Origin of the sequence: Flavobacterium hydrophilum (genome assembly GCF_003202405.1) — a bacterium.
Classification (GTDB): domain Bacteria; phylum Bacteroidota; class Bacteroidia; order Flavobacteriales; family Flavobacteriaceae; genus Flavobacterium; species Flavobacterium hydrophilum.
Genome location: NZ_QJHL01000005.1, coordinates 87193 through 98932 on the forward strand (window position 1 = coordinate 87193; position 11740 = coordinate 98932).

The window sequence follows — 11740 nt, forward strand, 5'->3', positions numbered from 1 at the left end:
GGAATTAATACTTTTGAAAGAATAAACCGTAAAAATATTTCACAAAAGAAACTAAAACGTTAAACTAATCATGTTTACAAATAGAAATGCTAAAAAACAATATTCTTTACATTCCAATCTAAATTTTTATTGAACAGTATAGTGTGACGATTAATTGATACATATTCGTCATCTTTAAATCTTAGTAATTGCTGATCTGTAAAAAATAAATAATACTTTTAAGCTTTAAAATCCAATAATGAAAAAGAAAAAATATCTCATACCCGCTATTTCCTTTTTGCTAAGCTTTTGTTGTGCGCTTTATATAACGATGCAGGTTTTTCCGAAGAACCAGAATCCATTTATAGCATCCGGAACAAAAGAAACAACAGGTTTACCTGAGAAAATTCAGGATGGAGATATTATCTTTCAAACATCAGAATCTCCTCAGTGTGAAGCAGTACGAATTGCAACCAATTCCAAGTTTTCGCATTGCGGGATTATTTATAAAATTAACGAAAACTTATTTGTTTTTGAAGCCGTTCAACCGGTAAAACTAACCCGTTTAGACGATTGGATTGCGCATGGAAGAAATCAAAATTATATGGTAAAAAGATTAAAAAATGCTGCTAAAGTATTGACTCCGGATACGCTTCAAAAAATGAAAGACTACAGCCAGCAATTTATGGGCAAAGAATACGATGCCTTTTTTGAATGGACCGATACCCGAATTTACTGCTCTGAATTAATCTGGAAAATCTATAAAAATGGAGCTAACATCCAATTATCGAAACTACAGCAACTGAAAGATTTCAATTTAACAGATGAAAGGGTTGAAAAAATTCTGAAAGAAAGATACGGTAATGACATTCCATTGGAAGAAAAAGTGGTTTCGCCTTCTAATTTGGCAGATTCTGATTTGTTGGTAACGGTGGTTGATACTTATTAAATTCAGAGCTATAAACTTTTTATTCAGCATTTAAAGAATTCTTAAAATTTAATTCTCTCAAAAAAGAAAGTCGCTCGAGTCATATTGTCATCCCGACAGAGGAGGGATCTCCATTAGCATATCCTCTATTTAATCATATAAAATGCCGAGTTTCTTGTGGGGATGCTTCCTTCGTCAGCATGACAAATTTGTGTGATTAACTGTGTTGTAAAACTAGATTCTGCCGATTCAAAATTAATCAGATCAAATCACTACAAATCCTTCAATACAGGATAAACCTTTTTAAACTTCACAAAAGCATCTTCATACACCTTTTTATGCACAGCATTCGGTAGAAAAGTCTTTCCGGTTTTGTTTTCGGTGGTTATATCAATTCCTAAAGATTTCATCCCTATCAAAACAGCTCCCCAGGCAGAACCTTCAATGGTTTGCGAAGTTTCTACTGCCATTTGAAAAATATCTGCAACCATTTGAAGCCACAATTCACTTTTTCCGAATCCGCCGCTTGACATGACTTTGGTTTGTTTTCTTTTTTCGGGATCAGGAAGCAAAATTTCTGTAATTTGGAATAATCCAAACAAAATACCTTCTAAAGTTGCCCTTACCAAATGTGCCTGTGTATGGGTAATCTGCATTCCTAAAAGAGATCCTTGTGCCGAAGCATCCCAGATTGGTGCTCTTTCGCCTAACAGATAGGGTACAAAAAGCAAACCTTCAGAACCGGCAGGGATTTTTTCTGCTTCTTCAAAAAGTACTTCAAAAGATTGATCTGTTTTTAATAACGTTTCTCGAAGCCATTGCAAAATAATAGCACCATTATTAACCGCTCCCAAAGTAAGATATTGATCATCCATTAAATGGTAACATTGGGTACGCATTTGTTCATCTACATACGGTTTGTCAATAGGTAATCGTACTGCACCGCTTGTACCAATGGTCAGCGCCATACAATTTTTGTTCATCGCTCCGGTTCCTAAATTGGCCAAAGCACCGTCTCCGCCTCCAATCACGTACAGAAAGTTATCTGAAATACCTTTGCATTGATGTGTGACTTCACAGACTTTCGATAATTGTTGAGGTTTTATGTTTAAAAAATCAAGTACTTCATAATCCCATTGCAAAGTATGGATATTCAACAATCCGGTTCCCGAAGCCATTGAAGTATCTATAGCATATTCCCCGGTCAGATGATGCCAGACATATTCTTTAATGCTAATGAATTTATATGTTTTTGAAAAAATATCTGAATCAAATTCCTTAAACCACGCTATTTTGGTCATGGGTGAAAAAGGATGAATAGGAATTCCGGTTTTCTTGTAAAAATGCTTTCCTTTTTCAGTTTTTTTTAGTTCTTCAGCAATTCCGCTGGCCCTGTTATCGGCCCATAAAACAGCATCTGTCAATGGGTTTCCGTTTTCATCAATGGCGATAATACTTTGCATGGCCGAACTAAAACTGATAAACTCCGGATGAATTCCTTTTGTAATTTCTTTGATGCATTCTAAAACCGTTTCTAAAATTTCCTGTAGATGCTGCACACTCCAATTCGGTTTTGGATGGTACATCTCATATGAGTGTGAAACCTGACTGATTACATTTCCGTGTACATCAAAACAGATTGCTTTTGTAGCGGTGGTGCCTATGTCGATTCCTATATAAAGTTTTTCCATTTTTTTATTTAATCCATAAATTCAGCAGTAATACGCCTATTAGTCCCATTACCCCAATAATGGTTTCCATTACGGTCCAGGTTTTAAAAGTATCTGAAACACTGATTCCGAAATATTCCTTGAACATCCAGAATCCGGTATCGTTGACATGCGAACACATCAAACTTCCGGCTCCAATCGAAAGTACCATCAATTCCGGATTTACACCCGAAGCGACTACCAAAGGCTGTACAATTCCTGCTGCTGTTAATCCCGCAACCGTGGCAGATCCTAAAGCAATCCGAATTATTGTCGCAATCAGCCAGCCCAGTACCAGCGGAGAAAGCGATGACTTTTCGAAAAACTGACTCAAATCTGTTCCCATTCCGCTATCAATCAGGACTTGTTTAAAAGCGCCTCCTGCCCCAATAATCAAAATAATCATCGTAGCAGAACTCATGGCACTACCCGACTTATCCATGATATCCTGCATTTTTCTTCCGCGAAAAATACCCAATGAAAATACAGCAAAAAGTACCGCAATCAGCATAGAAGTGGTTGGGTTTCCTATAAAAAGCAAAACAGAATGAAAGGAACTTTCTTCCGATAAAGCCAATTCGCTAAAGGTTGCCATTCCCATTAAAAACACCGGAACCAATGCAGTCAGAATACTGATTCCGAAAGAAGGCATCTCGGCTTCTGTAAATGTCTTGCTTTCGAATAATCCTTTTGGCGGAAAAGCATTGATCTTTTTGATGAATTCAGGAAACACAATTCCGGCAGTGAAAAGCGCAGGTAAGGCAACCAAAAGTCCGTATAAAAGTGTTTTGCCGATATTGGCTTTAAAAATTATCGCAATGGCTGTTGGTCCGGGATGCGGCGGTAAAAAACCGTGTGTAATCGAAAGTGCCGAAGCCATCGCAATACCGAGATAAATAATAGGCTGTTTAGTACTTTTCGCAACAGCAAAAACCATCGGAATCAAAATGATGAAACCCGCATTGTAAAACATCGAAATACCAACTGAGAAACCGGTAATAACCATCGCCCATTTGATGTGCCTGAACCCAAAAGAACGAATCATAACCGAACTTATTCGTTGTGCAGCGCCACTGTCTGAAAGCAGATTTCCTAATACAACACCAAAGGCAATAATCAAAATCAAAGAACCCAACGTGCTTCCAACTCCCTGCTGAATGGAATTAATCAAATCCGTAAAAGGCATTTCTTTTGCGATTCCCACAAAAAAGGCCGAAATAACCAAGGCAATAAAGGCATTAAGTTTAACCCCGGAAATCAGGATTAATAATAAAAAAATACTGGCAATCAGAATCAGTAATGACATGGTTTCAAATTAGAATGATAGTTAAACTCAGGAAATCAAGCTGTAATCTTTAAAAGCAGACCATCATTCGCTTTTTTCAACAGCATGTCCTCCAAACTCGTTTCGAAGTGCTGCTACGACTTTTCCTGAAAACGTATCCGACATTTGAGAACGGTAACGCATCATAATCGAAAGGGCAATTACCGGAGTTGGAACGCCTAAATCCAGGGCGGTTTCGAGTGTCCATTTCCCTTCGCCTGAGGAGTGCATAATTCCTTTGATTCCGTCTAGTCTGGCATCTTTTGAAAAGGCATTTTCTGTAAGTTCCATCAGCCAGCTGCGTACTACTGAACCATGATTGAAGAGTTTTGCCGTTTTTTGAAAATCGATATCAAATTCGGAATGTTCAAAAACCTCAAATCCTTCCGCAATAGACTGCATCATACCGTATTCGATACCGTTGTGAACCATTTTGGTAAAATGCCCGCTTCCGGCAGCTCCAGTGTACAGAAAGCCGTTTTCAACGGAAATATCCTTAAAAACGTTGGCTACATAATCAAACACGGCAGCATCTCCGCCAATCATGGTGCAAGCTCCGTTTAAAGCTCCAGAAGTTCCTCCCGAAGTTCCGCAGTCCAGAAAATCAATTCCGTGTTCTTTTAGTTGGACATATCGGCGTTTTGAATCGTTATAATTCGAATTTCCACCATCAATGATAATATCGTTTTTGGACAAATACGGAAGTAATGAAGTAATAACCCCATCAACGATTTCACCAGCCGGAACCATGAGCCAGATGACTCTTCTTTCAGTGAGTTTTTGGCAGAGTTCTTCAACAGTATAAGCGGTTTCAATTCCCTCCTGACCTATTTTTGAAACAAAATCGGTGTTGACATCCTGTGCCACAACCTGATAGTTGTTACGTTTTAAATTTAAGGCGAGATTAAATCCCATTTTTCCCAGTCCTATTATTCCTACTTGCATGTGTGTGGTTTTTGTATTTGTTTCGTAAAAATATTACTTTCAATTAATTATGGGTTGTTATTTGGGATTTTAATTTTTGTGATTTGGGGAAAAATATGTTAAATAATGTTTTTTAGTTGGTTAGTAGAATCAGGATAGTCGCAAGACGAATACAATTTAAACTCAAAATTCATAAATAAAATCATTCCCATTTTTTACCCATTAAAAAAACCTAAGAATAATCCTAAAACAACCTTGTAAATCACAAAAATATTTCAGATTCTGCATTTATTTACTTGATTATATGCTGGCTTAAGTTGTATTTTCGCCTACAAAAATTACGTTTTCATTTTTATTCTATAAAAATCCAGATTTTCAGCTAACAAAAACCTGAATTCATCTGTAGATTTTTATGCGTAAAAATTTAAAAGCGTTTGAAAAGCAAAATCATATCCTAATTACATTAAAATTAAAATTCTAAAATTTATGAAACAAAATTACATTTTGGCATCATTAGTCATGCTGCTATCTGTTACTCTACATGCACAATCGGGCAACGCAATAAATTTTGACGGTGTTAATGATGTTATTGCTATTAATAATGTCACAACTTCATCATTTACATTAGAAGCTAACCTTAAACTATTAGGCAATTCGCCTTCAGGCAGTGTTGCTTACCATGGTGCCGGAATCCTGGACTCAGATGTTGGAGGTGTTCATAACGATTTCATTTTCTCTGTTCTAAACAATAAATTAAGTTTTTGGGACGGAAGTATTAATGAAAACGTAAACGGTAATACTAATCTTTTTGATGGGAACTGGCATCATGTTGCAGTGGTCAGAGATGCCAATACTGGAGTAACTCTTTATGTTGACGGCGTACTGGATAATCAAAGAAGTATCCCCAGTTCGGTTGTTTTAAATGCAAATCCTAAAATATATATAGGATCAGCATTTGTGGATAACAGATTTCTGAATGCAGATATAACCGAAGTCCGTATTTGGAGCACAGCCAGAACATCAATTGAAATCAATTCCAACAAATCTAACCAACTGGCTCTGCCACAGACTGGTTTAATCTCTTATTATAAGTTCAATCAGGGAATAGCTAATGGAAATAATACTTCAGAAACTACTTTGATTGATGAATTGGGTTCTAATAATGGAATACTTAATAATTTTGCTTTGACCGGAATATCCTCAAACTGGGTAGGAAATAGTACAGTAACATTGTCAACAGACAAGTTTAACACAGCAAATAACACTTTACAATTATATCCAAATCCATCATCAGATTTTATTCAGATTTCAGAATTAACTCAAACTGGAAGTTATAAAATATATACTGTTTCTGGTACCGAAGTAAAAACCGGAACTGTTGACAGCAGTACAAAAATCAACATTCAAAGTCTGACTAACGGAGCTTACTTCTTAAAATTGAATAGTGGCAATACTCTCAAATTTATCAAAAAGTAAACGTTTATAAACAACAAAAAAACAGCCTCATTTAAGAAATTAAATGGGGCTGTTTTTTATAATGGTTCAAAAAACAGCTATTTTAATTTTTTTTACAACTAAGCTGTTCTCCCGGATTCTGATTTGTATTTTAATATGAAAACACTTTTCATTCTTTCTCCATGTTTTCGAATGACTTTAGTATATTTAGCAGATGAAATTATTTTCATTTCATAATAAACCTTTAAAAATTTCATTATGAATCACTCCAAACTTAAAATAAAAACACTTCCTTTCTTCGTAATCTGTTTCGCCTTTACAAATTTTATATACCCTCAGATGTCAAAAAATCACAACTTAATAGCAAAGGGGGCTGTTCTCACAAAATTATCTGATCAGTACAGTTTTACAGAAGGGCCTGCTGCAGACAAAAAGGGCAATATTTATTTTACCGACCAGCCTAATAACCGAATCATAAAATGGTCGGTTGATGGTGTACTTTCTGTTTATATGGAAAATGCGGGAAGAGCGAATGGTTTGTATTTTGATCGTGAAGGAAATCTTTTGGCCTGCGCCGATGAAAAAAATGAAATCTGGAAAATTGATCCTAACAAAAAAGTTACGGTATTGTTAAATGATTTTGAAGGCAAAAGACTTAACGGTCCTAATGATCTTTGGGTTGACCCTAAAGGCGGGATTTATTTTACAGATCCCTTTTACAAAAGAGAGTACTGGAAACATACTTCGAAAGAAATAGAAAAAGAATCTGTGTATTATTTATCTCCTGATAAAAGTAAAATTACCAATGTTGCCAGCGACCTCATAAAACCCAACGGCATTATTGGAACTTCGGATGGAAAAATACTATACGTTGCGGATATTGAAGCAAACAAAACCTACTCCTATAAAATCAATAATGACGGTTCTTTAGAAGAGAAAACACTTTTTACCGAATCAGGTTCTGATGGAATGACGATTGACGAATCCGGAAATATTTACTTGACCGGAAAAGGCATTTCAATTTTTAATCCAAAAGGAGAAAAAATTGCTCACATTGATGTAAATGAACCCTGGACAGCAAATGTGTGTTTTGGAGGAAAAAAATTTAAAACCTTATTTATTACTGCCGGGAAAAGTGTTTATACGCTAGAGATGAATGTTAGGGGAATGAAATAATTTATAAGACAGGCATTCAGTACTTTTTATTACTTTTAAGTAGCTTCCCTCCTTTCGAAATTTCAAACAGATCTTATCTTCTAAACTTCTGTAATTATTGAACTTATCCAAAAATTACATAAAATTTGCTGTAAAAATTTGCGTAGTCAAATAACTACACATATATTTGTAGTCAAATAACTTCATAATGAATTTAAGACGAGACGTATTTCAAGCCATTGCCGACCCGACAAGAAGGTCGATCCTGTTGCTGCTCACCACACAATCAATGACAGCCGGAGCCATTGCTTCTAATTTTAATACAGCAAGACCTACGGTTTCTAAACATCTGCAAATTTTAACCGAATGTGAATTACTAAGGCAAGAGCAGCAGGGCAGGGAAATTTATTATCATTTTAACCCCAATAAAATGAAAGAAATAGCCGAATTTATAGAGCCGTTTCGCAAAATGTGGGATACCAAGTTTAACAAATTGGAAGAAGTCATGAAAAATTATAAAAAAGACTAACATGGAAGAAAAAACAAAAGTACATGCCGAAGACGGCAAACAGGAATTAACTATAACCCGTGAATTTGATCTTCCTGTCGAATTAGTATTCAAAGCCTATTCAGAAGCTGAACTATTTGAACAATGGATGGGTACAAAGGTGCTGAAACTCGAAAGTAAAAAACACGGCAGTTATGCTTTTGAGACTTCATACGACGGAAATGTAGTATTTAGGGCAAACGGTGTAATTCATGAGTTTGTTTTAAACGAAAAAATCACAAGAACCTTTGAAATGGAAAACACACCGTTTCCGGTTCAGCTGGAATACCTCGAATTTGAAAAACTGACCGACACTACCAGCAAACTTACCATGCAAATTGTATTCAAGTCCATTGAATTTAGGGACCAGCTGCTTAAAATGCCGTTTGCTCAGGGAATCAATATGGCGCACAACCGACTTCAGGAGATTGTATCATCACTAAAATAATATTCTAATGACAAAAAGAAACAAAATTATTTACTGGATCGCTACCATTTGGTTAGCATTAGGAATGGTTTCAACCGGAATCGTACAGCTTATTAAACTGAAAGAGGAAGTAGATAAAACGACTTTGCACTTAGGTTACCCGGCTTACTTTTTGACTATTATTGGAATCTGGAAATTACTGGGCTCGGTTGCAGTACTTATTCCGAAAACAGGATTATTAAAAGAATGGGCTTATGCCGGATTTTTCTTTGTTATGACAGGAGCTATTTTCTCTCATTTTGCGGTTGGCGATGTTGCTATGGAATATTTTGGATCAACGTTACTTTTACTGCTTACCTTTTTATCCTGGCATTTCAGACCTGCTGACAGAAGAGTGATTTAGTTATTGATAAAATTCACATTTGCTGAGTCCTTATGGTTGTTAGTTTTAAATATAATTTTCAACGTTTATCCAATTCTTTTGCAGCGTTACAATCGGCCAAGGCTTCGGAGAGCTTTAGCGCTATTTCGGTATAAAGCAGAACAATCTGCCAATAATTAATAAACTTGATTTTTAGAGTATCTTAACTTTGGCTTTTATATTTTAAAATACCACAATCATGATTAATATCTAAAAAGAGTTGCCAGTTAGAAATACCTGACCATCTTTTTAAATTAAATACACTATAAAAACTGAATTTACTTAATTTTATTCGTAAATCATTTTTAGTTAATTTCTCTTTCAATCCAATAATTAATGAAAAATTAAACATTACAAATAATTCATAAAGTAAACTTTCATTCTTTAGAAAATCTTGTTTATCAATTATAAAATAGTATTCCACATAGGGCACTTTTTCGTTTCTAATTAATACATCTTTTAAAACATCAATTATTGTATCTATTGAAGATTCATACTCCAAAGTCCCTAAGTATTTTTTATACCCTTCATTTTCAGAAGATATAATAATTAAAATGGAATCTGAATAAATACATTCTCCAGATAAGAGGTATCTTTTATTTTGTAAATACCTCTCTAAATCCAAAATTTTGAAATAATTCTTTACAACAGAGAAGCTTTTCTTCTGAACTATTTTAGTTGATAAAATATTGGTATTATCTGATAATTTCATTTGAAATTTTGTTTTTGTATTTTTTCAAATTTGATTTAATGTGTTGATCAACTATTTACCTCAAATCCTTCTTAATCACCAAATATTTCAAATCTGTTTTTCCAACGTTGCTGATTCCGTGTTCCGCATTTGGCGGGCAATAAAAACTCGTATTTGGCCCAGCAACCACTGTTTTTCCGTCAAGAAAGAATTCGGCAGTACCTTCCAGTATATAGAAGAATTCTTCTTCAGGATGATGATGTGGAGCGTGAGTTGATTTTCCGGGTTCGACGATACTCATTTTGAGTGTGTTTTCCTGAGTGAAATTTTTATCGGCAAACCAATATTGATAGCCCACTTTTGTTTTTGTCGCCTTGTTTAGGTCAAAATGATTTACACAGTTTTCGATTGAATATTTTATTTCAGCAGGGGTTGTTTCTTTTTTTGTTTCCTGAGCTTGTGCTGATTGTATAATTAAAGTAACAATCGCAATTTTTATAATTGATGCTGTTTTCATTTTATTTTTTTTGTAATAATACAAAAAAATGAAATGGATAAATCCAAAACTTATAATACTGAAGCCAAAAGTTTTTTTAATCACTACAAAACACTACAACTTTTGAAGTCAGAAGCCTGGCAAAGCAAAATAAATAAAATCTCCCAGTATCATATAAAGCTATGAAAGTGATGATTAAATATATTCTTCAAAAAATTTAAAATTGAATACCAATTAATTGAACTACCTTTATCAAAAAACATAAATGAACAAAGGCGGCCCCATCATCATTATTGAAGACGATTTAGATGATCAGGAGATTTTAACTGACATATTTAATGAACTCAATTATAAAAATGAAATTATCTTTTTTGTTGAAGGTGAAAAAGCTTTAGAATATTTAATATCTACAGAAATTGAGCCTTTTATCATTTTTTCAGACATTAATATGCCTAAGCTAAGTGGAATTGAACTGCGGGAAAAAATCCATCAAAATGAAGATTTAAGACTGAAGTCCATTCCGTACTTGTTCTTTACTACAAGCGCAGAACAAAGGCATGTTGTGGATGCTTATTCTAAATCTATTCAGGGATTTTTTGTAAAGCCTACTGATTACAATGAAATCAAACAAACAATTAAAACAATTGTAAGCTACTGGGAAGCATGTGTATCCCCAAACTACGTTAAATAAATGCACCACAAATAAATAGAATACTAAAAATTTTATATTCCGAAGTGATTCATTTAAAGATAATGGATTGGATAGTTATTTTCTGTGTAAAATTATGAAAACAACAAGTCCTTTACCTAGTCCCGATCGAAATGGCATCCTTTTGTGGTGGAGTTCACCAGAAAAGATATAGTGAGGAGCGGGACAAAACGCCTTAAAAACGCCAAAATCTTTCTGCTTCAAAAAAAAATAAAACCCTAGACTTCAAACAATTCAATACCTCACAAGCTTTTTCAAGATCACTTATTGTACGATAAGAAAAAATTATGATAAAATTATAGCGTAATTCGAAAAACCACCATACATTTGCCTAACAGTGTTAAACAATTTAATACTTATTCAAAATGGCTAGTAAAGATCGTATTTTAAGACAGAAAGAAGAGACAAGAAATAATATTCTTGGCGCTGCTTATGATATCGTCAAAGAAGAAGGCTGGACTGGTTTGAGTATGCGTAAAATTGCCGACAGAATCGAATATACTGCTCCCATCATATATGAGTACTTTTCAAATAAAGATGCAATATTAAGAGAGCTAACAGGTAAAGGTTTCCTTAAATTAGGTAAAGAGCTGGAAGATGCCAAAGCTAAATTTGACAAACCGGAAGACCAGATTGAAGCCATGTGGATGGCCTATTGGGATTTTGCCTTTACAGATACCGAAATGTATCAGGTGATGTTTGGAGTACAAATGAATTGCTGTTCTGAACAATGTGATGCTGCAAAAACACCTTATAAATTATTTACTTCGGTCATTGCAGAAATAATGAAAAAAAGCAACCCGACTGAAGAAGTTATCAAACAAAAGTATTTTACTTTCTTTTCGGTCATTCATGGTTTGATTGCGATTAATATTATCAACAAAAGCATCTCGCTGGATACTATTAACGGACAGATTCTAAAAGATGCTATTGGCGGTATCATAAAATCAATACAATAAAAAAAATTTCATTTTA

14 protein-coding genes are annotated in these 11740 nt (G+C 34.6%); 9 read left to right on the plus strand and 5 right to left on the minus strand.

Annotated features, from left to right (window positions below; all coding sequences use genetic code 11):
• The first annotated feature begins 238 nt into the window (after window positions 1-238).
• Entirely contained in the window at window positions 239-928 is a 690-nt protein-coding gene (locus DMB68_RS18590; protein WP_110348139.1) for a YiiX family permuted papain-like enzyme, read from the plus strand.
• Between the two features lie 251 nt (window positions 929-1179).
• Here DMB68_RS18590 and DMB68_RS18595 read toward each other — a convergent pair whose 3' ends face one another.
• From DMB68_RS18595 to gnd, 3 genes are all read right to left on the minus strand, one after another.
• Window positions 1180-2598 (minus strand): gluconokinase, encoded by a 1419-nt coding sequence (locus DMB68_RS18595; RefSeq protein ID WP_110348140.1) that lies wholly within the window; start codon window positions 2596-2598, stop codon window positions 1180-1182.
• 4 nt (window positions 2599-2602) lie between these two features.
• Window positions 2603-3922: a gluconate:H+ symporter gene (locus tag DMB68_RS18600; protein WP_110348141.1), complete on the minus strand. Its 1320-nt coding sequence runs from the start codon at window positions 3920-3922 to the stop codon at window positions 2603-2605.
• 63 nt (window positions 3923-3985) lie between these two features.
• Window positions 3986-4885, minus strand: a complete 900-nt coding sequence (gene gnd / locus DMB68_RS18605; RefSeq protein ID WP_110348142.1) for a phosphogluconate dehydrogenase (NAD(+)-dependent, decarboxylating) — start codon at window positions 4883-4885, stop codon at window positions 3986-3988.
• A 465-nt stretch (window positions 4886-5350) separates the two neighbouring features.
• Here gnd and DMB68_RS18610 point away from each other — a divergent pair, with 465 nt between their 5' ends.
• From DMB68_RS18610 to DMB68_RS23810, 6 genes are all read left to right on the plus strand, one after another.
• Window positions 5351-6340 (plus strand): LamG-like jellyroll fold domain-containing protein, encoded by a 990-nt coding sequence (locus DMB68_RS18610; RefSeq protein WP_110348143.1) that lies wholly within the window; start codon window positions 5351-5353, stop codon window positions 6338-6340.
• Window positions 6341-6658: 318 nt separating this feature from the next.
• Complete coding sequence (locus DMB68_RS18615) at window positions 6659-7495, plus strand: SMP-30/gluconolactonase/LRE family protein (protein WP_231131688.1); 837 nt, start codon at window positions 6659-6661, stop codon at window positions 7493-7495.
• A 187-nt stretch (window positions 7496-7682) separates the two neighbouring features.
• Window positions 7683-8003, plus strand: a complete 321-nt coding sequence (locus tag DMB68_RS18620) for an ArsR/SmtB family transcription factor (protein ID WP_110348145.1) — start codon at window positions 7683-7685, stop codon at window positions 8001-8003.
• A gap of 1 nt (window position 8004) precedes the next feature.
• Complete coding sequence (locus DMB68_RS18625; protein WP_110348146.1) at window positions 8005-8469, plus strand: SRPBCC family protein; 465 nt, start codon at window positions 8005-8007, stop codon at window positions 8467-8469.
• A 7-nt stretch (window positions 8470-8476) separates the two neighbouring features.
• A complete protein-coding gene (locus DMB68_RS18630) occupies window positions 8477-8851 on the plus strand; it encodes a DoxX family protein (RefSeq protein WP_110348147.1) in 375 nt (124 codons plus the stop codon).
• A gap of 3 nt (window positions 8852-8854) precedes the next feature.
• Window positions 8855-9010, plus strand: a complete 156-nt coding sequence (locus DMB68_RS23810; RefSeq protein WP_394335923.1) for a glycosyl-4,4'-diaponeurosporenoate acyltransferase CrtO family protein — start codon at window positions 8855-8857, stop codon at window positions 9008-9010.
• A 22-nt stretch (window positions 9011-9032) separates the two neighbouring features.
• On the opposite strand, the gene DMB68_RS18635 is transcribed toward DMB68_RS23810, so the two are convergent.
• Entirely contained in the window at window positions 9033-9581 is a 549-nt protein-coding gene (locus tag DMB68_RS18635; protein WP_110348148.1) for a hypothetical protein, read from the minus strand.
• 55 nt (window positions 9582-9636) lie between these two features.
• Entirely contained in the window at window positions 9637-10077 is a 441-nt protein-coding gene (locus DMB68_RS18640) for a cupin domain-containing protein (protein ID WP_110348395.1), read from the minus strand.
• 244 nt (window positions 10078-10321) lie between these two features.
• Here DMB68_RS18640 and DMB68_RS18645 point away from each other — a divergent pair, with 244 nt between their 5' ends.
• Window positions 10322-10747: a response regulator gene (locus DMB68_RS18645; protein WP_110348149.1), complete on the plus strand. Its 426-nt coding sequence runs from the start codon at window positions 10322-10324 to the stop codon at window positions 10745-10747.
• Between the two features lie 383 nt (window positions 10748-11130).
• On the plus strand, window positions 11131-11724 hold the full coding sequence (locus DMB68_RS18650) for a TetR/AcrR family transcriptional regulator (RefSeq protein ID WP_110348150.1): 594 nt from the start codon (window positions 11131-11133) through the stop codon (window positions 11722-11724).
• Window positions 11725-11740: the final 16 nt, after the last annotated feature.

Excerpts from the sequence above, each read along its gene's own strand:
- DMB68_RS18590 (WP_110348139.1), top strand. The coding sequence starts at position 239 with ATGAAAAAGAAAAAATATCTCATACCCGCTATTTCCTTTTTGCTAAGC.
- DMB68_RS18595 (WP_110348140.1), bottom strand. The coding sequence starts at position 2,598 with ATGGAAAAACTTTATATAGGAATCGACATAGGCACCACCGCTACAAAA.
- DMB68_RS18600 (WP_110348141.1), bottom strand. The coding sequence starts at position 3,922 with ATGTCATTACTGATTCTGATTGCCAGTATTTTTTTATTATTAATCCTG.
- gnd (WP_110348142.1), bottom strand. The coding sequence starts at position 4,885 with ATGCAAGTAGGAATAATAGGACTGGGAAAAATGGGATTTAATCTCGCC.
- DMB68_RS18610 (WP_110348143.1), top strand. The coding sequence starts at position 5,351 with ATGAAACAAAATTACATTTTGGCATCATTAGTCATGCTGCTATCTGTT.
- DMB68_RS18615 (WP_231131688.1), top strand. The coding sequence starts at position 6,659 with ATGTCAAAAAATCACAACTTAATAGCAAAGGGGGCTGTTCTCACAAAA.
- DMB68_RS18620 (WP_110348145.1), top strand. The coding sequence starts at position 7,683 with ATGAATTTAAGACGAGACGTATTTCAAGCCATTGCCGACCCGACAAGA.
- DMB68_RS18625 (WP_110348146.1), top strand. The coding sequence starts at position 8,005 with ATGGAAGAAAAAACAAAAGTACATGCCGAAGACGGCAAACAGGAATTA.
- DMB68_RS18630 (WP_110348147.1), top strand. The coding sequence starts at position 8,477 with ATGACAAAAAGAAACAAAATTATTTACTGGATCGCTACCATTTGGTTA.
- DMB68_RS18635 (WP_110348148.1), bottom strand. The coding sequence starts at position 9,581 with ATGAAATTATCAGATAATACCAATATTTTATCAACTAAAATAGTTCAG.
- DMB68_RS18640 (WP_110348395.1), bottom strand. The coding sequence starts at position 10,077 with ATGAAAACAGCATCAATTATAAAAATTGCGATTGTTACTTTAATTATA.
- DMB68_RS18645 (WP_110348149.1), top strand. The coding sequence starts at position 10,322 with ATGAACAAAGGCGGCCCCATCATCATTATTGAAGACGATTTAGATGAT.
- DMB68_RS18650 (WP_110348150.1), top strand. The coding sequence starts at position 11,131 with ATGGCTAGTAAAGATCGTATTTTAAGACAGAAAGAAGAGACAAGAAAT.